Consider the following 25,891-nt stretch of genomic DNA (forward strand, 5'->3'; position numbering starts at 1 on the left):
TATAGTTTTGTTTTAACTTGTTTAATTTCTGCACTGCTATTACAATGAATTGTGGTACATAATTGAAAAAACAGAATGTAAGAGGTGTGCTAAACAAAATGAACATTTTCAAACAGATATTTAGAAGTCTTTATTCTCCAAAAGATATAGCTACCTTTCGTTTCCAAGGGATTGGCAAAACAATACTGTATGTCTTTATTTTATCACTAATCTTCTCTTTACCTGCCAATATAAGATTAGCTACAGATTTCACAACAGGTATTAATCTTGCTAATCAATTTCTTCAGGAAAAATTACCTGACTTTGAAATTCGTAATGGAGAACTCGAATCGGAAGCAAAAGAGCCAATAATATGGAGACAAGGCACGAGTACATTTATTTTTGACCCAACTGGCACATTAGTAGAAAGAGATGTGGCAGACTATAAAAATGCAATTGCTCTTCTAAAAGAAGAATTTATTTTAGTCGCTAATACTCAAGTGCAAACATATCCATATGCAACTTTTAATTTACGTGAGTTTGATAAACAAGATATCACCAGCTTTGTTGCAACCTTGAGTAGTTTAACAATTGTTCTTGTGCCTTTCATGGTAATACTTTTGTTCCTATTTTTAAGTTTTGTAAAATTTGTAGAAGTGTCATTACTAGCTTTCTTTGGTGTTTCGTTAAAGAACAGCTTAAAACGAAATCTAAAATACAAACACTTATGGGTCTTATCTGCATATAGCATAACAATTCCAACTATATTCTTCACTATTATGCACAGCCTGCAAGTATTCGTACCATTTGGCATTATGATTTACTGGGTTTCTTCTTTTATTGTATTGTACTTATCTTTAAAAGAAATACCTGCTTCTCAAAAAGCTTAATATATGTTTAAAAAAGAGCATGTCATCATGCTCTTTTTTGTTTTGTCTATTAAGACAATGTAAATCTCTTTGTAAGCTTTGTTAACGATTGAGAAAGTGAACTAAGTTGATTACCAATCTCATGCGTTTGTTCCATGTTATGTATTTGTTGTTCGCTAGTTGCTAGCATTTGTTCTGCACTTGCTAGAGTTTCCTGTGCTATTGATGTAAATCTTATTGTTGATGACTCAATGGAAGGTAACTCCGCTTGTAAACTTTTCAATTCTGCTTCCATCACTTTCTGTTTTTCATTTACTTGTAGGATTTCGTTCATTAAATGATCGAAAGAGCTTTTTGATTCACTTGCTTGATGTAAATTATTATTTATTTTAGTAAGCATGTGTTCAAACTCACTCGCAGCTCTCTTCGTGATAGCCTCCATTGATTCTATAGATTGGGAAATTGTTGCTGTCGACGAACTAGATTGTTCCGCTAGCTGTCTTACTTCGTTAGCAACAACAGCAAATCCTTTTCCTGACTCACCAGCTCTTGCTGCTTCAATCGCTGCATTTAATGCAAGTAGCTTTGTTTGATCTGCAATTCCATTAATAATTCCAATAACTTGAGTAATTTTACTAGCATCATCTTTTACTGCTTGTATTGTTTTAGTCATATGGGCAAAATCTTCTTCAAACGACTTTATCGTGTTTATTAAAGCAGTAATACTTTTCTCACCCAGCTTGGCAGATGTATTCATTTCAAAGCTACTGTTTGACATATCTTCAACATTAGCGAATAAAAGCTCTATCTTCTGCTTCATTAAGTGGTAGCTATTTGTACTACTCTCGGAGCTATGAGCAGTTTGTTCAGCACCTTTCTTCACCACTTGAATTGCTTCAACAAGTTGATGACTTGAGCCTACAGATAGCTCTGAAGCTTCCGATAACTTCCTACCAGTAGCATCCAATTCATCGGTAGTATCGTGAATCTCATGAAGAAGCGCCTTCATTTGCTCACTCATTTCTGTAAAACTCTTATGTAATGATACAATTTCCGGTACTTTCGTTTTAATAGGATTAATAGTACTACTTAGATTTCCTTGACGCATTTCACGCATTTTATTTTGTAATGCATAAAGTGGCTTCGTTAATCCATTTACAAATAAAATAATAAGTGCTGCTGAAAGTCCTATACTTATAACTATCACATAAAGTATGACCTTAGCTATTTCCGTAATAGGCTTCATATAAGAGGAAGTTGTTACTACTTGTACATATATACCATTTATTTCATTCATGGCTAAGCTAGAAATAGTATAATCCTTCTTTCCTATTTTATGATGAAAAACAGTTCCACTATTTTCAACAATTTTATTAATTAGCTCATCCGAGAGAGTTAGCGCATTGTTTCGACTTACTTTAAATGGCTTTGCACTGTTATCAACTATATAGTAAAATCCGACATCAATACCTTCATTTTCAAGTTGTTTTGCTTGATTCTGAACATTCATTTCAAGCTGTTGCATAAAATAATCTTCATCACTGACATACACAAATTTTAAGTTTTCTGCAATATATGACATATATGTAGCTTCACGTGATAATCTATTTTCAATCATGCTCGTTACAGTCTCTTGTGCTTTAGTGTAAGATGTGAATCCTACAGCATTCGTTGAGATAATAAGCAAAAGAATCGTTAGCACTAATAGCCTCGCTCGCAAGCTAAAACCTTTTGAACGCTGTCTTTTCACGATTTTCTTATTCTGTTTCTCTTTTTTAATAATAGGCTTAATTTTCTTCATCTGTTAAGAGCCCCCAATCATAATTATCCAACTAAATTATGACAGTATAATATTAACGTGTTGTAAATTCTAAGATAATTATTTGTTAAGAGTTTCACATGTTGTTTCTTTTAGTTGTGATAATTTTTTTTGTTTAGTTTTTCTTTTATACTTAGCGGTTGCCACATTAGGTGCCGTAGCAGCCTCCAGTTATGGAGCACTCTTCCCCCTGTACTCGCAGGACGTTAATTTCCCACCAAACCTACCCTCGACGTAGGAAATAAATTAGGCATTTCCTAGAAGTCTCATTTTTCGCCTCGAAAATCTATGGAACTCTTTTAAACTCAACATTCAAATAACAAAGCGATGAGAAAAAAGACTATTTAATAGAATTGCTACATATAATCTAGTAATTAATCTTTTTTTGAGAGGGTTGCTATATGAAAAAGCTACTATTTGTTCTCATTTCTCTCTTTTTGGCATGGGTAATTTATGTTGATCTTTCAAAAGGAACAATTCCTTTGACACCTCTTCTTACCACAAATTCACCACCACAAACATCTGAAATGAGGGATGATCAAGGTATGGATATTGATGCCTCAAATACTGATAACACTTATAAAGCCGTGCATGTTCAAAGTGGAGATACTGTGCTAACAATCGTTGAAAGATTACATGATGAACAACTTCCTATTAGTATTCAACAAGTTATCGAAGATTTTGAAAATCTAAATCCAGGTGTACAAGCTAACAACATCCAAACTAATAAAACATATTACTTCCCGTTATATCAATAAATATAAGAAAAATAGTGTTACACTTATATTGACATACTGAAATCTTGTCAACCTCGCCTAAGCACTGTAAAATGAAATAGTATTACTGGCTAATGGCCAATTTCTTCAAAAGGAGCGATATACGCGTGGGTGAACTAATACACCGTACAAAAACCCGTCCTGTTAAGGTTGGTCCATTAACAATTGGCGGAAATGATCAAGTTGTTATTCAAAGTATGACCACAACAAAAACACATGATGTTGAAGCAACTGTTGCTGAAATAAAACGTCTAGAGGAAGCTGGCTGCCAGGTTGTTCGTATCGCTTGTCCGGATGAGAGAGCTGCTAATGCTATCCCGGAAATCAAAAAACGGATTAATATCCCGCTCGTAGCTGATATTCATTTCGATTATAAGCTGGCATTAAAAGCTATTGAGGGTGGGATTGATAAAATAAGAATTAATCCTGGTAATATTGGACGAAAAGAAAAAGTGGAAGCTGTTGTAAATGCAGCAAAAGCAAAAGGCATTCCTATCCGTATAGGTGTAAATGCAGGATCTCTTGAAAAACGTATTCTAGAGAAGTATGGCTATCCTACTGCTGATGGAATGGTCGAAAGTGCATTGCATCATATTAAGATTCTTGAGGATTTAGATTTTCACGATATTATCGTATCGCTAAAAGCTTCAGATGTTAATTTAGCTATTGAAGCTTATGAAAAAGCGGCTCAAGCTTTTGATTATCCTTTACACTTAGGTATTACAGAGTCTGGCACACTGTTTGCTGGTACAGTAAAAAGTGCCGCTGGTTTAGGTGCAATATTAAGTAAGGGAATCGGGAACACAGTTCGTATTTCATTAAGCGCGGATCCAGTAGAAGAAGTGAAGGTTGCCCGCGAATTGCTAAAATCATTTGGTTTAGCGGCTAATGCTGCCACATTAATTTCATGTCCAACGTGTGGTAGAATTGAAATTGATTTAATAAAGATCGCAAATGAAGTAGAAGAGTACATTCAAAATATTAAAGCGCCAATTAAAGTTGCTGTATTAGGTTGTGCTGTTAACGGACCAGGTGAGGCACGAGAAGCTGATATCGGAATAGCTGGTGCTCGTGGCGAAGGTCTCCTGTTCAGACATGGAGAGATTGTAAGAAAAGTACCAGAAGCTACGATGGTAGAGGAATTAAAGAAAGAAATAGATAAAATAGCAAAAGAATATCACGAAAAAAACCCAACAACTGTGTAAGTTAATTTTTAATTTCAGTAATTAACCGTAAAGAAGCTTGGCAAATTTGCCAAGCTTCTTTTACATTTTAAACAAATGGAAATAAAAATAGTGAGATGATAAGGGACAAAGCCCCTAGTCCAATTGACCATGCTCCCAAGGAAGTTGCACCTCGACGTCTTGCAATGAATCCTAGAACAATTCCTGCCCCCCCCATTAAAACAGGAAACGCAAATAAGGATATAATTGAAAGCGCCAAAGCTAACCAACCCATAGTCCTACCAGTCTGTACTTGATTATCATCAGAAGTCCTACTCATAACATCCGGGCGAACCGGTACTGCAATTTCAGCAGCGGTTTCCTCATAATAGTCATTTGTAGGTGCTTGGTTATGCGATTGACTTGTTGTTGCGTTCACATCGATGTTTTCATCAAGAGCAACGGTATCCTCTGATAAATTGGATACTGTTGTTATTTCATCTTTGTTAGTTTCATCAATAGCCAACATACATCCCTCGCTTTCTTTGATGGGAGCATTAGTTAGTATGAAGCAAAGTAACTAAATTATAGTTGGAAATTCCTACTAGTGATTCGAATTAAGCGCAGGCTGACATTCTGGGCACTTACCGTACACCTCGTATTTGTGGCCAGTCACTTCATAACCTGATAAAACTTCCGGCATACTGGATAATGGACAAGATTCAATTTCCTTAGTTTTCCCACAATCTAAGCAAATGAAATGATGATGGTGATGTTTAATATCACAAACAAATCGAAAATGCTTTTCACCAGAAAGTTCGGTTTCTTCTAGTACTCCAAGTTCAGCAAATAATGAAACATTTCTATATATCGTATCAAAGCTTAATCCAGGATACTTGTCCTTCATTCCTTCTAAAACATCTTTTGCTGTTAAGTACTTGTTATTATATGCAAAAATATTTAACATATCTTCACGTTTGTCGGTACATTTGTATCCTTTATCTTTCAACAACTTCATTGCTTCTTCAACGTTCACGGATTACCTTCCTTTCTTAAAGTGTTGCCAACCAACTGTTATTAGTAAGATGAGAACGGATATTATAACAATTGTTCCTCCAGGTGCCAAATTAAGATAATAAGCCAATACTAAACCGCCAATAACAGCTATTTCTCCAAATAAGATTGATAAAGAGATCGTCTCTTTAAAGCCGTTTGCAATTCGAATACTAGCCGCTACAGGTAAGGTCATAAGTGATGAAACTAATAAAATCCCTACAATTCTCATGGAGGCTGCTATTACTAAAGCAACGAGAAGCATAAAAATAAAATGAATCCATCTACTACTAATTCCTGCGACTTCTGCGTGTTCTTCATCAAAGGACAGAACAAACAACTCTTTATAAAACAAGAAAACAACAGCAAACACTAAACAAGTAATAACAGCAATCGTAGTTAAATCCACTCGACTAACTGCACTGACACTTCCGAACAAGTATGAGAATAAGTCAGTATTGAACCCATCTGCTAACGAAATAAAAATAACACCAATACCTATACCACTTGACATCATAATTGGGATTGCTAATTCTTGATAATGTCTATACACTTTACGTAATCGTTCAATTAGTAATGAACCTGATACGGAAAACACCATACCTATATATAAAGGAGGAATGAACGGACCTAATTTCTTTTCAATAAATAGTCCTGCAGCTATTCCGGCTAGTGTAATGTGACTTAATGCATCTGCGATTAAGGAAAGGCGTCTTACTACTATAAAAACTCCGAGCAGAGGCGCCACTAATCCTATAAGAACTCCTGCTAAAAATGCGTTTTGTAAAAATTCATACTGCCATATTGCTTGTAGCATACATACTCTCTCCTAGTGCACATGATCATGCTTTATTACTTGAAGATTGTGCCCATAAAAAGCTGACACATCATGATCTTGTAATGCTTCAAATTCTTCCGTATTCCCGTGAAAATGCAGATGCTTATTCATACACGCTACATGGGTAACATATTTTGAAACAGTCCCCACTTCGTGCGTAACCATTAATAAAGTTATATTTAACGACTGATTTAAGTACGCCAGTAGATCGTAAAATTTTTGTGAGTGCTCTGCATCAATACCTACTGTGGGCTCATCCAAAATAAGAAGACTCGGGTTACTGACAATGGCTCTTGCTATAAACACTCTTTGCTGCTGTCCACCTGATAGTTCTCCAATATTTCGGTTGTTAAACTCAACCATGTTAACACTTTCTAAAGCCTTGTAAACTTGCTTCTCATCTTCCTTCGTAAAAAAAGAAAATAAACCTTTTTTTGATACTAATCCACTTCGGACAACTTCAAATACAGTTGCTGGAAAGCCTGAATTAAAACTATTTGCCTTTTGTGATACATAACCAACTTTGTACCAATTTTTAAACTTGTTAATATCTTCACCGAACAACGTAATATTTCCTTGCTGCGGCTGAAGAAGGCGAAGAATAGATTTAATAAGTGTGGATTTACCAGAACCATTAGGACCAACTAATGCTAAAAAAGACCCCTCCGGTATAGATAGGTCTATGTTATCTAACACTAATTCCTTATCATAGCGATAATATAGATTTGAAATTTCTAACACATTATGTTTGATCATTTTATAGTCACCTTTTTAAGAATGATTACGATTTACTACCGTAGTATAGCGTAATTATGTAATCTTGTAAAGAAGAACAGCTATTCACCATATTAGTGAATAGCTGACTTAAACTTTGCTCCTTTTGTTTCGTGAGTATTCATAATTGTAATAAAGGCATTAGGGTCCACATCATGCACAACAGCTTTTAATTTAGTTACCTCTAATCTCGTGACTACCGCATATATAACTTCTTTTTGTTCATCAGTGTAGCCACCTTTACCAATTAGTTTCGTTGTGCCTCTGCCTAAACGACTTAAAATCGCGTCCGATACTTCTTCATAATAGTCTGATACAATAATAGCGGCTTTCGTTTCATCCAGCCCCTGAATAACCGTGTCAATCGTTTTAAAAGCAATGTAATACGCCATCACTGAATACATAGCTTGTTCCGGACCAAAAACAAAGGCTGCCACACCAAAAATAAAGATATTAAAAAACATTACAAATTCCCCAACAGAGAAAGGTAGCCGCTTTGTAAGTATAATTCCCAGTATTTCTGTTCCATCCATTGAGCCACCATTACGAATTACAAGTCCAACACCAACACCTAATATGAGGCCTCCAAAGACAGTTGCTAAAATGGGTTGATTCGTAAACGGATGAAAATTATGAAGCAATCTTTCAAATATTGCCAATGCCACAATAGCAAATATTGAAGAAATCATAAACGTTTTTCCTATTTGCTTATAGCCTGAATACATGAATGGAAGGTTCAACGCCACCACTAATGTAGCAAAATTTATAAACGAGAGACTCTCTGGAGTTATGTAATCAAGAATAAGAGATATACCAATAATCCCACCGTCAATAATTTTATTAGGTATCAAAAATAGTTCAATAGACATGGCTGCTAAAAAAGAGCCAAATAAAATAAAGAAAAGTCTCATTATAAAATGTAATAAAGATTCTCTTTTATGTTGTTTCGCTACCATATTGTCCCCCTGTTGATTTTATATTTATTTTATATTATACATGAAGTTCCCTTCATGCACCCCCTATGCTATGCACACTTTTCTACTATTCCCCATAAATTAAACTTAGGGGAGGAATGTAAAATATGAACGTACTTCATCAAATGGTCATTCAGAAGATTAAAGCAACAACACCTGAAGAGCTAATCACGTATGCTAAGCAGTATGATATAACACTTAGCATGCAACAAGCTAAAAAAGTAGTAAAATTAATTAAGCAAACAAACCCTGAGGATATTTATGATAATACTAAAAGACGAAAGTTATTAAAAAAAATAGCCGTTATTACAAATATAAAGGTAGCTAAACAATTAAATGAAATGTTTAATAAATATTTAAAATAAAAGGCTGTTGAAGCATTCTCCAACGGCCTTTTTATATGTGTACTTAATAACGGATGATCGAGACACTTAGGATACACCTTAGTATTTCACTAATATATTTTGCGTTTGATGTATATTTATCGAATACGAACTAGCTCTATTGGTTTAGTATTTTCTCCAAATTATTTTCATCAAAGTTTTGTTCTTTTAACATCGCAATTTCAAACTTATATGGAGGCTTTTTATCTTTCTTATCTTCTCCTACATATGGTGTTTCTAATATTTTAGGAACATCTGAGAGCTGTGGATGATGAACTATATAATTTAATGCCTTAAAACCTATTTTACCAAATCCAATATTTTCATGACGGTCTTTATGACTACCTCGTTCGTTTTTACTATCATTTATGTGAAGCACTTTAATCCGGTCAATGCCCACAATTTTATCGAATTCATTAAGAACTCCATCAAAGTCATCAACAATGTTGTAGCCTGCGTCATGAGTATGGCAAGTATCAAAGCATACTGACAACTTTTCATTGAATTTCACTCCGTCAATAATTCGCGCAATCTCCTCAAAGCTTCTACCACACTCAGACCCTTTACCAGCCATAGTCTCGAGTGCAATTTGAACAACCTGGTCTGCCTCTAGCACTTCATTTATTCCTTCAATTATCTTTTTAATTCCTTCCTCAGCCCCTGCTCCTACATGAGCACCTGGGTGTAACACTATTTGCTTTGCACCGAGGGCATTCGTACGTTTAATTTCTTCACGAAGAAAGTTAACTCCAAGTTCATACGTACTCGGATTTTGTGTATTACCAATGTTAATGATATACGGTGCATGAACAACAATGTCCGTAATGCCATGTTCTTTCATATGAGCTTGTCCTTCATCAATCATAAGGTCTTCTATTTTTTTTCGACGTGTATTTTGCGGAGCACCAGTATATATCATAAATGTTGTGGCACCATATGAGACTGCCTCTTCACTCGCAGCTAACAACATTTTTTTACCGCTCATCGATACATGTGATCCAATTTTCAACATACGTATACCTCCATTCTCCCTTTCATGTTTCATATGTTACCATACAGTTTCACTTTTCGACAAAACATACCTCTTACTTTTTACCACGATTAGAAGCGGCTCTACGTCTTTTTTTGTTTAACTTCTCTACCTCGCGCTGCATCTTTTTCTTATAGCCCGGCTTCACCTTCTTAGGCCGTTTCACAAGATTTTTTGCAACTTGGTCGACTTGTTCCGTTTTCTTTCGTTTCGACCGCTTATTGAATTCACCAAGGTCCTTCCATTCACCGTTTATTAAATCAGTATGGCTAAATGTTATACCCATTTTTTCCAGTTGCACAATAGCATCTTCGTCTGCTGGTTCATATACAGTCGTCGCAACACCCGACATACTTGCTCTTCCTGTTCTACCAGTGCGGTGAATATAGAAGTTTAAATCTGTTGGCAGCTCATAATTTATAACGTGGCTGACCCCTTCAATATCAATTCCTCGTGCAGCTAAATCACTTGCAACAACGTATTGAAACTCTAACTCATTTACTTGTTTAATGACACGCTTCCGCTCACGTGGAGGCAAATCTCCATGGATTAATCCTACTTTTAAACCCTGTTCCGTCAAAGCATCCGCTACTTCGTTCGCTTTTTGCTTCGTATTTGTAAAGACAATTGCCAAATATGGATTGTATGCATTTAACAAATTGAATAATAACTTCGTTTTATTTCTCGTGCGCAATGGTACTAATACGTGCTCAATATTTAAAGCAGATTTTTGATTAGGTTGAATGTGTACATATGTCGGATTCTCCATATATTTCTTTAAGAACGGACGTAGTTTTTCTGGAATCGTAGCTGAGAAAACGAGCATCTGAAGATCTTTTGGCATACGAGCAGCAATTTTATCCACTGTTTCAATGAAACCAAGATCAAACATTAAATCTGCTTCATCAACAACTAATGTCGTTGCCGTGTGTACATGTAATGCTTGCTCAACAGCCATGTCGTTAATTCTACCCGGTGTACCTATTGCTATATGTGGCTGTTTTTTAAGTTTATCAATAGTCTTTAAACGATCTGTTCCACCGACAAATAGTCGCACATCAATAGGTGCTTCCGAAAAAGCTGCTATCTTTTCAGCAACTGTAAAAATTTGCTGTGCCAACTCCCGGGTTGGGGCTGTGATGACAGCTTGTACCTCTTGTCGCTCTGGCTTCAGCTTTTCAAAAATTGGTAGCAAAAATGCATGCGTCTTACCTGTTCCTGTTTGTGACTGGCCTACAGCACTCTCCCCGTTTAAAGCAATTGGAATAATTTTTTCTTGAATCTCAGTTGGCTGCTTGAAGGCGAATGACTCAGTAGCTTCTTGTATATAAGATTTTAATTTGAATGATGTAAATGACATTTTTTTAACTCCTCACAAATTTTACTAATACTTTCCCACATTTCATGTATTTTCATCCTTACCCATTATAACGAAGTCAACTCTATTGTGCTAGCTAGTATACATGAGAAACCATTAGGATTAACAAATATTCGACACAAATATGTTATGTTTTTACGCCTCATGCCTAACTTTTTAACACATAACATTTTCATTCAATTTGGCATACATTAATTACGACTACAAAACTAACTTCTATATTAGATGTTTAGAGGAGGGAAGACATATGTTTCAAGGACGTCCAATGCCACCAATGAATTCGCAAGGCTTTGGTCAGTTTCCGATGCGTGCCGGTATGCAAGCAGGAATGGGACAAATGGGGCAAATGGGACAACAACGTGGCTTAGGAGGGATTTTATCAAGGATACTCGGAAAAAATCCAGCTAATACTGCAAATCAAATGGCATCATTCCCTGGGCAATCAGGGTCAATGAGAGGTTTTGGATCACTTATGCAAGGTATGCAAGGAGTGGGGAACTCAGCAAATACGTTACAACAGTTAGGAAACCCATCCACTCTTCAAGGACTAACAAACCCTACTAACATTAGTCAAATGCTTGGAAACGTACAAAAGGCACTAGCAACTGCTGAAAAGGTTGGTCCAATGGTGCAGCAATACGGTCCACTTGTGAGAAATATACCTGCCATGTGGAAAATATATCGTGAGTTAAAAAGTCCCGATGATAGCGATTCAGAAAAAACAACGGAAGTCGTTTCTGATGATCGTGATTTGCCGACAGGAAAAAAGAAAAAGGTTAAAACAAATGCTGAGAAGAAGAATGAAACTTCTAGAAAAGAGGAAGAGCTTACCTCTCCTAACGAAAAAGGCATCTCTAAGCCTAAATTATATGTGTAAGTCTATTTACAATATAAAGACACAGTAAAATATGTTTTTGACCCATTAGGTTTTTGTATAATTGTCCTTAGTAGGCTATAATATAATGAGGTTAGAAGATTCATAAGTAGCCATGAACCTACTAAAGGAGGAAGTTTATGGAGGTCATTAAAATTGCACCACGTGGGTACTGCTATGGCGTTGTAGATGCGATGGTCATAGCAAGAAATGCTTCACTTGATCCAAATCTACCAAGACCCATTTATATTCTTGGAATGATTGTTCATAATACACATGTAACACAGGCATTTGAAGAGGAAGGTATTATTACGTTAGACGGTAACAATCGCCTTGAAATTCTGGATCAGATTAATAAGGGGACTGTTATCTTTACAGCACACGGCGTTTCTCCAGAGGTTATTGCTCGTGCAAAAGAAAAAGGATTAACAACGATTGATGCTACTTGTCCGGATGTAACTAATACACACAATTTAATTCGTCAAAAAAAAGCAGAAGGTTACCATGTCATATATATTGGTAAAAAAGGACACCCAGAGCCTGAAGGTGCTGTAGGAGTTGCACCTGAAATAGTTCACCTTGTTCAAACCGAACAGGATGTAAATGCATTGACGCTTGAACATGACAAAATTATTGTCACTAATCAAACAACGATGAGTCAATGGGACGTATTAGACATAATGGAGCATGTCAAAAAGAAGTTCCCTCATGCTGAAATGCATAAAGAAATTTGTAACGCAACACAAATTCGACAAGAAGCAGTTGCTGAGCAAGCTAAGGAAGTCGATCTTACAATTGTTGTCGGTGACCCGAAAAGTAATAACTCGAATCGGCTAGCTCAAGTTTCAGAAGAAATTGCAGGTACGAAGGCGTATCGAATCGGTGATATTTCAGAATTAAAGCTTGAATGGCTTAAAGGTGTTAAAAAAGTTGCTGTGACCGCAGGTGCTTCCACCCCAACGCCTATAACAAAAGAAGTTATCACTTTTTTAGATCAATATGATGAGAATGACCCTTCTACTTGGGTTCTTGAACGTAAAGTGCCTTTAAATAAAATACTACCGAAAATTAAAACAAAAAGTTAGTTGTTACAATATAGCAATATGTAAGTGAAGTTATAAGGCACTCAGAATCTTCTGAGTGCCTGTATTTTATGGGATAGGATATTTATAAAAAACGGAACGGATCTGTGTTAATTGCTGAAGGGAATATTTCTACGTCGAACTTATTTATTTTGAAAATGTTGGACATTAAATCTGTCACACCTTGCTTCATTATGCTTTCAACATGATGACCAGGATCTACAATGGATAAGCCTAGCATTTTAGCATCATGAGCAGTATGAAAGTACATATCTCCTGTTACATAAACATCCGCGCCCTTGAATTTAGCTTTAGATATATATTTATTACCGTCACCGCCAACTACTGCCACTTTTCGTACTGTAGATGATAAGTCACCAACGACGCGTACTCCATCCACCGAAAAAGCAGCTTTCACATGACTAGCAAATTGAGCTAATGTCATTTCTTCTTGTAAATAGCCTATCTTACCTAATCCATATGTTTTTCCTTTATTTTCTAACGGTATAATGTCATATGCTACTTCTTCATATGGATGAGCATTCAGCATCGCTTTTAAAGTCTTGGATTTTATTTGAGTAGGTATAATTGTTTCGATTCGCACTTCTTCCACCATTTCAAGTTTCCCACTCTCTCCGATATATGGAGATGCATCTTTGTTAGGCTTGAAAGTACCCGTTCCCTCTGTTTGGAATGTACAGTGGCTATAATTGCCAATATAACCCGCACCAGCGTCTCCTAGAGCCTCTCTGACCTTCTCTGCGTGAGACTTTGGGACAAATACAACAAGCTTTTGTAAGCTTTCGTGTGATGTTTCAACTAAAACATCTGTGTTGGTAAGTCCTAACGCGTCGGCTAACATATCATTGACGCCACCGTATGCAATATCAAGATTAGTATGGGCTACATAAATAGTAATGTCATGCTTTAGGCACGTTTCAATAATTCGACCATGAGCATGATCAGTGACGATGCTCTTTAATGGATGAAAAATGAGCGGGTGATGTGCAATGATTAAATCAACATCGTTTTGCACCGCTTCTTCTATAACGTCTTCTACTACATCAAGCGTTACCATTATTTTTTTTATAGGTTTATTTAATGTTCCAACCTGAAGTCCAATTTTATCTCCTTCATAAGCCAATGACTTCGGAGCAATTTTTTCGAATTGCTGAATTATTTCATATCCGTTAGCAACCTTCACTTCAAAAGCCCCCCATTAATAATTTCTATAATATCTTTAATTTCAGCACGTTTGCGCTCTACCTCATTTGATGAACTTGCCTGTTCAAGTTGCTGTAATATCTTTGAGTATTGACGTTCTTCTTCTCTCCATTTTTTTAAAAATATGTCATTTCTCTCTTTTAGCAAAAAAGGGCCTAACAATAACCCTGCTTGTTTATGCGTTTCTTTATAGGCAGCATCACGGTCTCCTCGCTCTGCTACTAAAATCTCATATATATGTCCATTCTCTTCAAGTATGGTTTCATGCTTAAGCTCCCAATTCTCGTTGTATAGCCACTCACGAATTGTTTTTGCGTTTAAATTGGGTTGGAGTATTAATCGCTCTACAGTTGTTAGCTTATTTCTTCCTTCCTCTAATATAGTTCTAATTAAGCTACCTCCCATACCAGCAATTGTTATACAGTTAACGTGGTCCTTTTCATTGACTACTTGTAGACCGTTTCCTTTTCGCACTTGTATGTAGTCCGTTAATTGTAATGATTTAACTTGCTGAACAGCAGATTGAAACGGACCTTCTGCGACTTCTCCAGCTATTGCTTGTTTGCACAAATTTTCTTTAATTGCATAACTAGGTAAATAAGCATGGTCTGAACCAATGTCAGCGAGAATTGCTTGTTTCGGAATATAGGATGCGATCATTTGCAAGCGTTTAGAAATTTGAATTTCACTCATTTCATATCACCAATCATAGATTATTTTTCTTTCTTATGTACTTATGTAGTATAAAAAAAGTCCTTCACAAATGCAAAGGACTTGGTCGTATTAATCTTTGTTTACTTTTTCTCTGCAAGCCAATTTGCTAGTGCTTCTGCTTCAGCAGGCCCTACTAAGTTTCCAGGCATTGTACCTTGACCATTTATAATGACATCTTGAATCTGTTCTGCTGTTAATCGACTGCCAATATCATCAAGCTTCGGCCCTACTCCACCTTCAAGGTTTTGACCGTGACATCCTATACAGCTTTTTGCATAGATTGCATCTGGTGATGCTGCTTCAGTATCCCCTGCTTGCTCCTCTGTAGCTTTGCCACCTTCTGCCTCAAGGGCTAATTCCTTGTAATTGCTATTTCCTACAAAGGAAACTACAACCATTAAGATTACTCCAAGAACCATAATTAAACCAAAACCTAGCAATGGATTTCTATTCATCTCGCATCCCCCTTATGTACTGTTAAACGATTACAGTTATATTATAACAACAATTCTTATTTTACTGTAAATATTACTATTCTGAAAGTCAAAAAGAATTTTTTTTCACTATTTTGCCACAGTTTTTTTAGAGAAATTAATTACATAAACATTAACAAAAACACAACAACAAATCCTACTGCACCTGAAAACGCAAAGTATAGTACCTTTAAACGTATCCCGAAAAGAATCCATGCTAAACAGTTACCTAAAACAACAGATGCTAGCACATAATTATTGGTTGGGAAAAGTGTGACAGCGATTCCTACACACAATAGAAATATTAAAAGAACTGTTGTAATTATAGATACATGAAAAAAATATTTGTTTCTTTTTCCAATAATAGCCGCCGTCATTGTCATTACAATGAAAGCAATAGCAAGGCCCATTTGCATTTGTAGAGGCCATTTTGTAAAATAGTTGACAAGTATTGTAATTGGAATAAAAGCAATGCTTACAAAGAGCCATATATATGTAAATAGTTCCTTACTTGAGAATACTTGCTTCTTTGGCGCTTCTTCTTTGTATTCACCTTCCGAATATAGAGCAAGAAGAAAATCACAATAATGATCTGGCAAAAGTTTTGATTGTTTCCAATATGTAATTTCATGAATTATAATTTGCTTTCGTGAATTATCCAAACATCTCACTCCGAATGTAAGTTTTACGATCATGTAAGTTATATTTTTACATTCACATAAAGCTTAACTAATTTTTACAAAAAAAATAGTCTACCCCTATTGTAAGAAGTAAACTACAAATTGTAAATGTTATTCTAGGAAATCCTTTAGACGTTTGCTTCGGCTTGGGTGTCTCAATTTACGGAGTGCTTTCGCTTCAATTTGACGAATACGTTCTCTCGTTACTCCAAATACTTTTCCTACTTCTTCAAGAGTACGAGTTCGACCGTCATCTAGACCGAAACGAAGGCGCAACACGTTTTCTTCACGGTCCGTTAAAGTATCCAATACATCTTCAAGCTGTTCTTTTAATAACTCATAAGCAGCATGTTCAGATGGAGATGTAGCATCTTGATCTTCAATGAAGTCACCGAGGTGTGAATCATCTTCTTCTCCGATAGGTGTTTCTAAAGAAACGGGCTCTTGCGCTATTTTCAAAATTTCTCTTACTTTATCTGGCGTTAAATCCATATCTTCAGCAATTTCTTCTGGTGAGGGATCACGACCTAAATCTTGTAAAAGCTGTCGTTGAACACGAATTAATTTATTAATTGTTTCAACCATATGCACGGGAATACGAATAGTTCTTGCTTGATCGGCAATTGCTCTTGTAATCGCCTGACGAATCCACCAAGTCGCATACGTACTAAATTTAAATCCTTTGTCATAATCGAATTTTTCAACAGCCTTAATAAGACCCATATTTCCTTCTTGAATTAAATCAAGGAATAACATACCTCTTCCCACATAACGCTTCGCTATACTTACAACCAGACGTAAGTTCGCTTCTGCAAGACGACGTTTTGCTTCTTCATCACCTTGTTCTATTCGCTTCGCTAGTTGAATTTCTTCTTCTGCAGATAATAATGGTACACGGCCTATTTCTTTTAAGTACATTCTGACAGGGTCATTAATCTTCACCCCTGGTGGAACACTTAAATCATTTAGGTCGAATTCTTCTTCTTTGGACAAGTCAATTATTGCAGGGTCATCTTCGTCATCTTCTACATCAGCTGCCCCTAATACTTCAACCCCTTGTTCATTTAGGAACTCATAATATTCGTCCATTTGTTCAGAATCTAATTCAAAGCTAGACATTTTTTCGGCTATTTCTTCATACGTTAGACGGCCACGTTTTTTTCCTTGTTCCATCAATTGTTCTTTTATTTGATCAATTGTTACTTCCGTTTCTAATTCTCCGGAGTGAGTTTGTTTTTCAGCCAAAATGTTCCCTCCTTCCATTTCCATTGCAGCATCATCCTTTTAATAATTGCTTTAGCTTAATAATTTCCATAGCAATCTCTGCTGCTCTAACATAATTACTCTCACGTTCTGCGATACGCTTTTCGTCTTCTTTTTCCTTGATTACTTCCATCTTATGATGAATATGCACTTGCTTCATGTAATCAGAGAGTTCTTGTTGTGATGGTTCTTCATTAATTGACATCATTGCTATTTCACTCGCAACATTGCGTATGTTATCATCCTTAATGTGCTGAAGAATACTGCTAATATCGGCTTCATGACCAGTCTCATAATAAGAATACAAATAAGTTACAATGGCTTTGTGATATTCATTTGAGAATGCTCCACCTATTTGCTCTTTTACCCTGTCAGCAATATCAGCATTTCTCATCATATGAGCCAATAAAAAACGTTCAGCTGTTAAATGCTTAGGAAATAACTTTCCACGAGATACATAAGCAAGGGGTCTATTTGTCGGTGCTTTTTTCTCTTGCTTTGATTTTGAATCTCTTCTGGATAAGACTTGTTTTAGTTGTCTTTCTAAAATGTCCTCAGATAGTTTTACGTCTTTTGCAAGCTGTTGTATATATACATTATGCTCTAATTCAGAGGTTAGTTTACTTATTTCTTGAATTACTTCTTCGATATAAGCTATTCTATCTCCTTCATCTTGTAGGTTTTTTCTTCTTTTTAAAAACCTAAGCATAAAAGACATATAAGTCTCATGGGCCCCTATTACATGGTCAACAAATTTTTCTCCACCATATTTTCGAATGTAGTCATCGGGGTCAAAACCTTCTGGTAACGTTGCAACTCTTACGGTACATCCAACAGACTGCAAGGTTTGTGCAGCACGAACTGTAGCTTCTAAACCAGCTTGGTCACCATCATAACAAATAATGACTTGTTCGGTTGTACGTCGAATTGCCTTCGCCTGTTCATCTGTAAGTGAAGTTCCCATTGTTGCAACAGCCTCTGTAACCCCAATTGATACAGATGATATTACATCAACAAATCCCTCCATCAACACAGCATGTTCCTTTTGGCGAATTGCTAATCGTGCATTATGAAAGTTATATATAATCTTTCGCTTGTTAAAGAGCTTTGTCTCAGGACTATTTAAATACTTAGGCTCACCATCGCCAAATATTCTTCCTGAAAACGCAACGGGACTACCATGAGCATCGTGAATAGGAAACATGATACGATTACGAAACCGATCGAAGTATACGTCTGCAGCTTCTCTTTTTGTAATTAATCCGGCTTCATACATTTTTTCAAGTGAAAAACCATGTCCAGATAGAAACTTCACAACCATATCACGAGATGGTAGAGCAAAGCCGATTTCAAATTCATCAATCATGGATTTAGAAAAACCACGATTTAATAAATATTGTAAAGCTTCTTCGCCTTCCTTTGTATTTACAAGCAAATGATGGTAAAATTTCTTTAAGAGTTGATGAGCTTTGACCATATCATCTTTATCAGATGAAACGTGAGACGCTTCATTCGTCTGAACACCAGAAACGTAACTTGATATGTCAACGTTTGTCTTTAAGCTTAGTTGTTTCACACTGTCAGTAAAGGACAGTCCTTCGATATTCATTAGGAAGCTAATTACGTTCCCACCAGCTCCACAACCAAAGCAATGATAAATCTGCTTATCAGGAGCAACTGAAAAAGAAGGTGTATTTTCACCGTGAAAAGGACAAAGTCCAAAATAATTTCGACCTTGTTTCTTCAATTGAACATATTCACCAATGATATCTACAATGTCAACCTGTGTACGTATTTTTTCGATTAATTCTTCTGGAATTCGATTATTCATAGCAAACATCTCCGTCGTACATGTAGAATTCGATGTTTACTGTTGAATTCCTGCAAGTTTCGACAAAATTTTTTCGAGTGAGTGTAGCAAATTTTGCCGGTCTTGTTCTGTATAGCGTTTAGGTCCTTTTGTTCTTTCCCCTTGACGTCTTTGTTTGTAGCCGGCATAACGTAGTTCAAGGATAGTATCCATTTCTTTTTCATCATATACTTTTCCCCTTGGTGAAACACAATAAACATGTCTCGATACAATCATACTAGCGAGGCCAATATCTTGTGTGACCACAATATCATGCTTCTTAACATGATTAATAATATACAAATCAACTGACTCCTTACTAGAATCCACCCAAATCCACTGTCCACCTAAATCTTTGTCCGTCATATGCGCATAAGAAGCGACAAAGAACACTTTCACATTGTATGTACGTGCGACATTGACTATATCTTGTTTACTCGGACAAGCATCTGCGTCAACTATAATAGAAGTCGTTTCATCTTTGATTATTCTACATCACTCCCAGAAATCCTTCTTTTGGCTAAAAACTTCATCACATTAGGGGTGGTTAGACCCACTCGTCTTCTGATTAACTATGTCTTATTTTTGCATTTTGGCAAGTCGACATAGTAACGAAAAAAACACTTTTTGATTTTACCTCTTGACATATCTCTATAAATAGTGTATTCGTTCATAGAGAAGTCTAAACCTATAAATATAAAATTAATCACAATTTTTTATTATAATACATTAACTTGCATATCGCTACCATTTTCTCTTAACTTATACACATATTTTTCAAAAAGGAAAAAAATTATGATAAACGTCGTTATGATACTTTGAACAACTATTGAATAGTACATTTATTATTACTTTTCATCCGATAAAATAATTAACGCAATTATGATTTGTTTACTTATAAAAAATAAACATAGACAATGAATAACGGGCGGTTAAAAAATAAACGGCCCGTTTCCTATGTTATTTCAATCTTTTATTAAGTATGCTTAAAATAATATTAGCTGTTTCTTCTACAGCTTTATTCGTTACATCTATAATTTGACAATCTAATCGCTCGACAATTTTATTAAAGTATTTTAGTTCTTCTTCAATACGCTCAATATGAGCATAGCTTGCTGTTGAATTTAACCCTAAAGACTTGAGACGCTCTTTTCTAATATAATTAAGTTTCTCAGGACTAATGACCAACCCAAAACATTTCTCTTTCGGAACTTCAAATAATTCTTCAGGTGGATCTACTTCTGGTACTAATGGTACATTTGCTACTTTGAGACGCTTGTGAGCTAAATATTGAGACAGTGGTGTTTTTGATGTTCGTGACACACCTACTAACACGATATCTGCTCGTAAAATACCTCTAGGATCACGGCCATCATCGTATTTAACTGCAAACTCAATAGCCTCTACTCTTTTAAAATAATCATCATCTAGTCTACGTATATGACCCGGTTCATAGCGAGGTGAGCATCCATATGAATTGCTCATCTGTTCAATTAAAGGTCCAATAATATCGTAGCAGATCACACCAGCTCTCTTAGCTTCATCAATAAGAAAATTATGTAGTTCAGGTATAACGATGGTAAACGCAACTATAGCATTATTCATTTTCGCTAAGGATATTACTTCCGAAATCGTTCCTAAGTCTTCTACATATGGAATGCGCTTAATAACAACTTCAGTTTCACTAAATTGACTAGCGGCAGCCTTCACCACTAACTCTGCCGTCTCACCGACTGAGTCTGACACAACATACACAATAGGTTGACTCATTATGCTTCCCCCATTTCTATTCGAGTATTACATCCTCAGACGCTAAAGCTACAAGAGCCTTTGTCGTGTTCGTTTTTGTAATTCGCCCAATTACTTCATAGCCATCATCAGACAAACGTACAACTGGCAACGCATCAATTTGTTTATCAATTAATTTCTTTGCCACATCAATTAATAGATCGTCTTTTTCACACATTGTAATGTTTGGCATTCTTGTCATGATAATATTTACTGGAATACTAGCTAACTCCTGTTTTCCTAAGCTCGCCCGTAATAAATCTTTTCGTGACAGAACACCAACAAGTATAGAAGACTCATCTACTACAAATAATGTACCAACATCCTCAAGAAACATCGTAACTATTGCGTCATACACAGAGGTATTTTCTGACACAACAACAGGGATGGACATATGGCTTTTAACCTTCATTTTTTTTATCTTACCAGACAACAATTGCCCACCTGACTGACCTGTATAAAAATACCCCACCCGAGGTCTTGCATCTAAATATCCGGCCATCGTTAATATAGCAAGATCTGGTCGCAATGTTGCACGCGTTAAATTGAGTTGATCTGCGATGCTTTCTCCTGTAATAGGTCCGTTTTCCTTAACAATTTGCAGTATTTTTTCTTGACGTTTATTAAGTTCTATTTTCCTCACCACCTTATATAAGAAAAGCTTAAGTCACTGCATTTGAGGCTAAAGAATGTGCCGTCTCGCTGTCTCGTTTACTCATTTTTAGTAAGATCTACGCTACTAAATATTCACAAAATTATACTCGTAAAAGGAAATACATGTTTAGAGCGCAAAGCTAGCTTTGCACTCTCATTCATTAAAATTGTGTTTTTTCTTCTAGATAAGCTTTTAAGTCAGCAATGGCAATGCGTTCTTGTTCCATTGAGTCACGATGGCGAATTGTTACAGATTGGTCTTGTTCAGAATCAAAATCATAAGTGATACAGAACGGTGTACCAATTTCATCATGACGGCGATAACGTTTCCCTATTGAACCTGATTCATCATAGTCTATCATGAAGTTTTGTGCCAACATACTATAAACATTGGTTGCACCTTCTGATAGTTTCTTTGATAAAGGTAATACAGCTGCTTTGAAAGGCGCAAGGTTTGGGTGTAAACGCATAACGGTGCGACTTGTGCCATCTTCTAACTGTTCTTCCTCGTATGCATCAATTAAAAATGCAAGAGTTACGCGATCCGCTCCAAGAGATGGCTCTATGCAGTATGGTACATACTTTTCATTTATTTCCTGGTCATGGTAAAGGAACTCTTCACCTGAATGATTCATATGTTGTTTTAAATCAAAATCTGTTCGAGAAGCCACTCCCCATAACTCACCCCAACCAAATGGGAACTTATATTCTAAATCTGTTGTAGCATTACTGTAATGTGAAAGTTCATCCGAAGAATGGTCACGAAGTCGAATGTGTTCTTCAGTTAACCCTAGTGATAATAACCAATTATGACAGTAATTCTTCCAGTATTTAAACCACTCTAGCTCATCTCCAGGTTTACAGAAGAATTCTAACTCCATCTGTTCAAATTCACGTGTTCTAAATGTGAAATTCCCTGGTGTAATCTCATTACGAAAGCTCTTACCGATTTGAGCAATACCAAATGGAAGTTTTTTACGCATTGTACGCTGTACGTTTTTAAAGTTTACAAATATACCTTGAGCTGTTTCAGGCCTTAAGTATATTTCATTTGTACTAGACTCCGTAACTCCTTGGAATGTTTTAAACATTAGATTAAATTGACGGATATCAGTGTAATCGTGCGCACCGCACTCAGGACAAGCGATGTTGTACTCTTGAATTAACTCTGCCATTTTTTCAAAAGGTAAGCCATCAACAATGATTTCGTCTCCTTTAGCTAATGCAGCCTCTTCAATAAGCTTATCGGCGCGATGGCGGGCTTTACAGCTTTTACAATCAATCATTGGGTCATTAAAGTTTCCGATATGGCCGGACGCTTCCCATGTTTTAGGATTCATAAGGATAGCCGCATCTAGCCCTACATTATAAGGTAATTCTTGAACAAACTTTTTCCACCACGCTTTTTTAATGTTATTCTTCAATTCAACTCCTAGTGGTCCATAATCCCATGTATTCGCGAGACCACCATAAATTTCTGAACCCGGAAATATAAAACCACGATGTTTCGCGTGTGCGACAACTTGCTCCATAGTTACTGTCATTCTTCTTCTCTCCTTATGTTAAATATTAAGGTTATTTTTCGGCAATAAAAAAACTCTCATCTCTATGCCAAAAAAAGTTTGACATAGGGACGAGAGTATTTCCCGCGGTTCCACCCTATTTGCCTCCATATGTAATGAAGACCTCTTTTTCATTACTAGCTCCGGAACGCCTTCCATGTCATTTTATCGCCTAGCTTCCACTACCCTAGGCTCGCTTACATAAAAGAGGACATTTACTATTTTCCTTCATAGCCGTACTTTCAAATTTTAATTAGAATTTTATTACGTTCCACTAGAAATGTCAACAGGACACATAGTTATATCCTTCTTTTTATTTACATAAGTTTATCTAGCTGGTCTAAAAACCTCTTTGACTTAAGAAAAAGACCACTATACGCATCAAAGTATGCTGTTATAACTGCTTTTAATTCTTTCTTTGTTTGCTCTTTAACATTGATATTTCCTAATCTGTTTAAATCAAAATAATAAAAAATCCTCAACAACTTCACAGTATTTGTGCTTATATTAAGTCGATAAGGGTCTTGTGGACTACAACGTTCACAAAGAAATCCACCCTCACGTATTGAAAATGAAAATGTACTTTCCTGTTCCCCACACACAGAGCAACTATCAAGGTTCGGTTGAATCCCCATAATCCCCAAAGCTTTAAGTTCAAAAATATGAGTAATGATTTGGGCATCAAGTCCCTCATTGATGTACTGCAATGCTTGTAAAAGCATTTCAAAGACATATGGGTTTGATTTTCTATCTTCTGTTATTTTGTCTAACAGTTCAGTTATGTATGATGCGTATGCAGTTGCTATGATATCTTCACGAATATAACGCATTGGTGTAATGCTTTCTCCTTGCTGGAGAGTACCGAGTCCTGTATTTCCACCTTGGACTAAAAAATATCCATATGTAAAAGGTTGGGTAACGGAAGAGAGTCTACTACCAACCTTCTTTGCACCTCTTGCCATCACACCAACCTTACCAAACTCACGTGTGTACAAAGTTACTATTTTATTTGTATCGCCATAATTTGTAGTTCGAACTACAATACCTTCACACTTTTGAAGCAATACAATCACCATCCATAAGCTTAGCTACAGGGCGATGATGTTAAGAAAACGGGAGTTCAGCCTCTGCTAGTTCACATTCGTTGTCTTCGGGTCCTTCAAATCTCTCCTGCTCCATTTGCTTAAAGAGAAGATATGTGTTTACATTACCTGTTTGCTCAAATACCTTCCAGGTAAAATCTAACATAAAAACCCCACCTTTTTTGTAGTATTTACCAGCGTTGCTTTTTCCCAAGTCTTATTATCTATAATGACCCTGTCACAGCAAAATCATGTTGCCTAAATTTTTCTAATAAATCTAATATTCATCTGTACGATATCCATAATCGCGAAGTTGAGTCATTTTATTTCTCCAATCCTTTTGCACCTTAACCCATAACTCTAAATATACGTTGGAGCCTAACAGCGCCTGAATATCTTTCCGAGCTCTTTTACCGATTTCTTTTAACATACTACCTTGCTTACCAATAATGATTCCTTTTTGTGAGCTCCGTTCCACTATTATGGTGGCAGCAACGTATATCTGTCCTGATTCGCGTGTCTCAATCTTCTCAAGAACCACTGCTAACGAATGAGGAATTTCCTCATGTGTTAAATGTAGCGCCTTCTCACGAATAAACTCGGCAATTACAAAACGTTCTGGATGGTCTGTCACTTGATCAGCGGGATAATATTGCGGTCCTTCCGGTAATGTTTTTTTTATGGTAGAAAGTAAGGTTTCAACATTATGCCCTTCAAGCGCAGAGATTGGGACAACTTCTGCAAACGGATACTTTTCCATGTATTGTTTAATAATAGGTAGCAGTTGATCCGGATGAATTTGATCAATTTTATTAATGACTAAGAAGATTGGTGTTTTCACGTTCTTCAAACGTTCAATTATGAATTCATCACCTTTTCCGAAGCCCTCTACTGCATTGATCATAAATAAGATTATATCCACTTCTCGCAATGATGTTTCGGCTAATTTAACCATAAAATCTCCTAGCTTATGCTTAGGTTTATGGATTCCAGGTGTGTCGATAAATATCACTTGAGCATCATTTTCTGTATATACACCTTGAATTTTATTTCGTGTTGTTTGTGGTTTGTCACTCATAATCGCTATTTTTTGACCAATAACCTGATTTAAGAAAGTGGATTTCCCTACATTGGGGCGGCCAATAATAGATACAAATCCTGATTTATACTTTTGATTCGTCATTTAAATCCTCCATCGAAAAAGCACCTGGTAATAGGTCCTTTATTGTTGTTTCTGTGATGTCACCTTTTGTATTGGCAAGTACTACTTTCATATTTGGAGGGCATAATTCACTCATTACTTGTCGACATGCGCCACAAGGTGGAACAGGTCGGTCACTATCTGCAACAACTGCAATCATTTGGAATGTTTTTATACCATCTGAATATGCTTTAAATAGTGCAGTTCGCTCAGCACAGTTACATAAACTGTATGCAGCGTTTTCGATATTGCAGCCATGAATTACATCCCCGTTATCAGTAAGAAGTGCTGCTCCCACTGCAAATTTAGAATAAGGTACATAAGCCTTGTTTCTGGCCTTTAATGCTTCGTTTATTAGGTCGTTAATACTCACGGGTCTCTTCCTTTCAAATAGACAATAATGAATAGT

28 protein-coding genes and 1 other annotated feature are annotated in these 25,891 nt (G+C 36.2%); of the genes, 6 read left to right on the top strand and 22 right to left on the bottom strand.

Annotation, left to right across the window (positions count from 1 at the left end; translation table 11 throughout):
* The first annotated feature begins 98 nt into the window (after positions 1 to 98).
* Positions 99 to 869: a DUF1189 domain-containing protein gene (locus tag EJF36_RS13775; RefSeq protein ID WP_125906870.1), complete on the top strand. Its 771-nt coding sequence runs from the start codon at positions 99 to 101 to the stop codon at positions 867 to 869.
* Positions 870 to 918: 49 nt separating this feature from the next.
* Here the strand turns inward: EJF36_RS13775 and EJF36_RS13780 are convergent, their stop codons facing one another.
* Positions 919 to 2,649 carry a methyl-accepting chemotaxis protein gene (locus tag EJF36_RS13780; protein WP_125906871.1) on the bottom strand — a complete coding sequence of 577 codons (1,731 nt, stop codon included), beginning with the start codon at positions 2,647 to 2,649 and terminating at the stop codon, positions 919 to 921.
* A gap of 419 nt (positions 2,650 to 3,068) precedes the next feature.
* Between EJF36_RS13780 and EJF36_RS13785 the strand changes: the two genes are divergently transcribed.
* Positions 3,069 to 3,425, top strand: a complete 357-nt coding sequence (locus tag EJF36_RS13785) for a hypothetical protein (RefSeq protein WP_125906872.1) — start codon at positions 3,069 to 3,071, stop codon at positions 3,423 to 3,425.
* Between the two features lie 125 nt (positions 3,426 to 3,550).
* The gene (gene ispG, locus EJF36_RS13790) at positions 3,551 to 4,648 is read left to right on the top strand and encodes a flavodoxin-dependent (E)-4-hydroxy-3-methylbut-2-enyl-diphosphate synthase (protein WP_395940592.1); all 1,098 of its coding nucleotides are present in this window, start codon (positions 3,551 to 3,553) and stop codon (positions 4,646 to 4,648) included.
* 67 nt (positions 4,649 to 4,715) lie between these two features.
* Here ispG and EJF36_RS21585 read toward each other — a convergent pair whose 3' ends face one another.
* The 5 genes from EJF36_RS21585 to EJF36_RS13815 all read right to left on the bottom strand — a co-directional run bounded on the left by EJF36_RS21585 (position 4,716) and on the right by EJF36_RS13815 (position 8,227).
* Positions 4,716 to 5,135, bottom strand: a complete 420-nt coding sequence (locus EJF36_RS21585; RefSeq protein WP_185806916.1) for a DUF4190 domain-containing protein — start codon at positions 5,133 to 5,135, stop codon at positions 4,716 to 4,718.
* Between the two features lie 75 nt (positions 5,136 to 5,210).
* Entirely contained in the window at positions 5,211 to 5,642 is a 432-nt protein-coding gene (locus EJF36_RS13800; RefSeq protein ID WP_125906873.1) for a Fur family transcriptional regulator, read from the bottom strand.
* A gap of 3 nt (positions 5,643 to 5,645) precedes the next feature.
* The gene (locus EJF36_RS13805; RefSeq protein ID WP_125906874.1) at positions 5,646 to 6,476 is read right to left on the bottom strand and encodes a metal ABC transporter permease; all 831 of its coding nucleotides are present in this window, start codon (positions 6,474 to 6,476) and stop codon (positions 5,646 to 5,648) included.
* Positions 6,477 to 6,488: 12 nt separating this feature from the next.
* The gene (locus EJF36_RS13810; protein WP_125906875.1) at positions 6,489 to 7,253 is read right to left on the bottom strand and encodes a metal ABC transporter ATP-binding protein; all 765 of its coding nucleotides are present in this window, start codon (positions 7,251 to 7,253) and stop codon (positions 6,489 to 6,491) included.
* 92 nt (positions 7,254 to 7,345) lie between these two features.
* Positions 7,346 to 8,227, bottom strand: coding sequence for a YitT family protein (locus EJF36_RS13815; protein ID WP_125906876.1), 882 nt, complete (start codon positions 8,225 to 8,227; stop codon positions 7,346 to 7,348).
* 125 nt (positions 8,228 to 8,352) lie between these two features.
* On the opposite strand from EJF36_RS13815, the gene EJF36_RS13820 reads away from it, so the two are divergent.
* Positions 8,353 to 8,610: a DUF2624 family protein gene (locus EJF36_RS13820; RefSeq protein WP_125906877.1), complete on the top strand. Its 258-nt coding sequence runs from the start codon at positions 8,353 to 8,355 to the stop codon at positions 8,608 to 8,610.
* A gap of 136 nt (positions 8,611 to 8,746) precedes the next feature.
* Here the strand turns inward: EJF36_RS13820 and EJF36_RS13825 are convergent, their stop codons facing one another.
* Together EJF36_RS13825 and EJF36_RS13830 are read right to left on the bottom strand one after the other, a co-directional pair.
* A complete protein-coding gene (locus EJF36_RS13825) occupies positions 8,747 to 9,640 on the bottom strand; it encodes a deoxyribonuclease IV (RefSeq protein ID WP_125906878.1) in 894 nt (297 codons plus the stop codon).
* Between the two features lie 73 nt (positions 9,641 to 9,713).
* The gene (locus EJF36_RS13830; RefSeq protein ID WP_125906879.1) at positions 9,714 to 11,018 is read right to left on the bottom strand and encodes a DEAD/DEAH box helicase; all 1,305 of its coding nucleotides are present in this window, start codon (positions 11,016 to 11,018) and stop codon (positions 9,714 to 9,716) included.
* Positions 11,019 to 11,283: 265 nt separating this feature from the next.
* On the opposite strand from EJF36_RS13830, the gene vrrA reads away from it, so the two are divergent.
* Both vrrA and EJF36_RS13840 read left to right on the top strand, forming a co-directional pair.
* Positions 11,284 to 11,913: a VrrA/YqfQ family protein gene (vrrA, locus tag EJF36_RS13835; protein WP_125906880.1), complete on the top strand. Its 630-nt coding sequence runs from the start codon at positions 11,284 to 11,286 to the stop codon at positions 11,911 to 11,913.
* A gap of 137 nt (positions 11,914 to 12,050) precedes the next feature.
* Positions 12,051 to 12,995 (top strand): 4-hydroxy-3-methylbut-2-enyl diphosphate reductase, encoded by a 945-nt coding sequence (locus EJF36_RS13840; protein ID WP_125906881.1) that lies wholly within the window; start codon positions 12,051 to 12,053, stop codon positions 12,993 to 12,995.
* 82 nt (positions 12,996 to 13,077) lie between these two features.
* Here EJF36_RS13840 and EJF36_RS13845 read toward each other — a convergent pair whose 3' ends face one another.
* The 14 genes from EJF36_RS13845 to EJF36_RS13910 form a co-directional block, all read right to left on the bottom strand.
* Positions 13,078 to 14,196 carry a Nif3-like dinuclear metal center hexameric protein gene (locus tag EJF36_RS13845; RefSeq protein ID WP_125906882.1) on the bottom strand — a complete coding sequence of 373 codons (1,119 nt, stop codon included), beginning with the start codon at positions 14,194 to 14,196 and terminating at the stop codon, positions 13,078 to 13,080.
* Positions 14,193 to 14,909: a tRNA (adenine(22)-N(1))-methyltransferase gene (locus EJF36_RS13850; RefSeq protein WP_125906883.1), complete on the bottom strand. Its 717-nt coding sequence runs from the start codon at positions 14,907 to 14,909 to the stop codon at positions 14,193 to 14,195. Before EJF36_RS13850 ends, EJF36_RS13845 begins: the two co-directional genes overlap by 4 nt.
* Before the next feature lie 101 nt (positions 14,910 to 15,010).
* Positions 15,011 to 15,385 (bottom strand): cytochrome c550, encoded by a 375-nt coding sequence (gene cccA / locus EJF36_RS13855; protein WP_125906884.1) that lies wholly within the window; start codon positions 15,383 to 15,385, stop codon positions 15,011 to 15,013.
* 140 nt (positions 15,386 to 15,525) lie between these two features.
* Complete coding sequence (locus EJF36_RS13860) at positions 15,526 to 16,065, bottom strand: hypothetical protein (protein WP_125906885.1); 540 nt, start codon at positions 16,063 to 16,065, stop codon at positions 15,526 to 15,528.
* A 129-nt stretch (positions 16,066 to 16,194) separates the two neighbouring features.
* Entirely contained in the window at positions 16,195 to 17,328 is a 1,134-nt protein-coding gene (gene rpoD, locus EJF36_RS13865) for an RNA polymerase sigma factor RpoD (RefSeq protein ID WP_125906886.1), read from the bottom strand.
* Between the two features lie 31 nt (positions 17,329 to 17,359).
* A complete protein-coding gene (gene dnaG / locus EJF36_RS13870; RefSeq protein ID WP_125906887.1) occupies positions 17,360 to 19,177 on the bottom strand; it encodes a DNA primase in 1,818 nt (605 codons plus the stop codon).
* A 36-nt stretch (positions 19,178 to 19,213) separates the two neighbouring features.
* A complete protein-coding gene (locus EJF36_RS13875) occupies positions 19,214 to 19,684 on the bottom strand; it encodes a YaiI/YqxD family protein (protein ID WP_312028284.1) in 471 nt (156 codons plus the stop codon).
* Positions 19,685 to 20,155: 471 nt separating this feature from the next.
* Positions 20,156 to 20,965, bottom strand: coding sequence for a pyruvate, water dikinase regulatory protein (locus EJF36_RS13880; RefSeq protein WP_125906889.1), 810 nt, complete (start codon positions 20,963 to 20,965; stop codon positions 20,156 to 20,158).
* 16 nt (positions 20,966 to 20,981) lie between these two features.
* Positions 20,982 to 21,629: a helix-turn-helix transcriptional regulator gene (locus tag EJF36_RS13885; RefSeq protein ID WP_125906890.1), complete on the bottom strand. Its 648-nt coding sequence runs from the start codon at positions 21,627 to 21,629 to the stop codon at positions 20,982 to 20,984.
* A 169-nt stretch (positions 21,630 to 21,798) separates the two neighbouring features.
* Positions 21,799 to 23,181 (bottom strand): glycine--tRNA ligase, encoded by a 1,383-nt coding sequence (locus EJF36_RS13890; RefSeq protein WP_125906891.1) that lies wholly within the window; start codon positions 23,179 to 23,181, stop codon positions 21,799 to 21,801.
* Between the two features lie 82 nt (positions 23,182 to 23,263).
* Positions 23,264 to 23,440, bottom strand: a binding site (T-box leader).
* A 76-nt stretch (positions 23,441 to 23,516) separates the two neighbouring features.
* On the bottom strand, positions 23,517 to 24,263 hold the full coding sequence (gene recO, locus EJF36_RS13895) for a DNA repair protein RecO (protein WP_125906892.1): 747 nt from the start codon (positions 24,261 to 24,263) through the stop codon (positions 23,517 to 23,519).
* A 40-nt stretch (positions 24,264 to 24,303) separates the two neighbouring features.
* Positions 24,304 to 24,447, bottom strand: coding sequence for a YqzL family protein (locus tag EJF36_RS13900; protein ID WP_125906893.1), 144 nt, complete (start codon positions 24,445 to 24,447; stop codon positions 24,304 to 24,306).
* Positions 24,448 to 24,558: 111 nt separating this feature from the next.
* A complete protein-coding gene (gene era, locus EJF36_RS13905) occupies positions 24,559 to 25,464 on the bottom strand; it encodes a GTPase Era (protein ID WP_125906894.1) in 906 nt (301 codons plus the stop codon).
* Positions 25,445 to 25,855, bottom strand: coding sequence for a cytidine deaminase (locus tag EJF36_RS13910; protein WP_125906895.1), 411 nt, complete (start codon positions 25,853 to 25,855; stop codon positions 25,445 to 25,447). Before EJF36_RS13910 ends, era begins: the two co-directional genes overlap by 20 nt.
* Positions 25,856 to 25,891 lie beyond the last annotated feature (36 nt).

Origin of the sequence: Bacillus sp. HMF5848, from assembly GCF_003944835.1 — a bacterium.
Classification (GTDB): Bacteria; Bacillota; Bacilli; order Bacillales; family HMF5848; genus HMF5848.

Bases quoted from the DNA above. Each gene is read 5' to 3' on its own strand.
- EJF36_RS13775 (WP_125906870.1), top strand. From the start codon at position 99: ATGAACATTTTCAAACAGATATTTAGAAGTCTTTATTCTCCAAAAGAT.
- EJF36_RS13780 (WP_125906871.1), bottom strand. From the start codon at position 2,649: ATGAAGAAAATTAAGCCTATTATTAAAAAAGAGAAACAGAATAAGAAA.
- EJF36_RS13785 (WP_125906872.1), top strand. From the start codon at position 3,069: ATGAAAAAGCTACTATTTGTTCTCATTTCTCTCTTTTTGGCATGGGTA.
- EJF36_RS21585 (WP_185806916.1), bottom strand. From the start codon at position 5,135: ATGTTGGCTATTGATGAAACTAACAAAGATGAAATAACAACAGTATCC.
- EJF36_RS13805 (WP_125906874.1), bottom strand. From the start codon at position 6,476: ATGCTACAAGCAATATGGCAGTATGAATTTTTACAAAACGCATTTTTA.
- EJF36_RS13810 (WP_125906875.1), bottom strand. From the start codon at position 7,253: ATGATCAAACATAATGTGTTAGAAATTTCAAATCTATATTATCGCTAT.
- EJF36_RS13815 (WP_125906876.1), bottom strand. From the start codon at position 8,227: ATGGTAGCGAAACAACATAAAAGAGAATCTTTATTACATTTTATAATG.
- EJF36_RS13820 (WP_125906877.1), top strand. From the start codon at position 8,353: ATGAACGTACTTCATCAAATGGTCATTCAGAAGATTAAAGCAACAACA.
- EJF36_RS13825 (WP_125906878.1), bottom strand. From the start codon at position 9,640: ATGTTGAAAATTGGATCACATGTATCGATGAGCGGTAAAAAAATGTTG.
- EJF36_RS13830 (WP_125906879.1), bottom strand. From the start codon at position 11,018: ATGTCATTTACATCATTCAAATTAAAATCTTATATACAAGAAGCTACT.
- vrrA (WP_125906880.1), top strand. From the start codon at position 11,284: ATGTTTCAAGGACGTCCAATGCCACCAATGAATTCGCAAGGCTTTGGT.
- EJF36_RS13840 (WP_125906881.1), top strand. From the start codon at position 12,051: ATGGAGGTCATTAAAATTGCACCACGTGGGTACTGCTATGGCGTTGTA.
- EJF36_RS13850 (WP_125906883.1), bottom strand. From the start codon at position 14,909: ATGAGTGAAATTCAAATTTCTAAACGCTTGCAAATGATCGCATCCTAT.
- cccA (WP_125906884.1), bottom strand. From the start codon at position 15,385: ATGAATAGAAATCCATTGCTAGGTTTTGGTTTAATTATGGTTCTTGGA.
- dnaG (WP_125906887.1), bottom strand. From the start codon at position 19,177: ATGAATAATCGAATTCCAGAAGAATTAATCGAAAAAATACGTACACAG.
- EJF36_RS13880 (WP_125906889.1), bottom strand. From the start codon at position 20,965: ATGAGTCAACCTATTGTGTATGTTGTGTCAGACTCAGTCGGTGAGACG.
- EJF36_RS13890 (WP_125906891.1), bottom strand. From the start codon at position 23,181: ATGACAGTAACTATGGAGCAAGTTGTCGCACACGCGAAACATCGTGGT.
- EJF36_RS13900 (WP_125906893.1), bottom strand. From the start codon at position 24,447: ATGTTAGATTTTACCTGGAAGGTATTTGAGCAAACAGGTAATGTAAAC.
- era (WP_125906894.1), bottom strand. From the start codon at position 25,464: ATGACGAATCAAAAGTATAAATCAGGATTTGTATCTATTATTGGCCGC.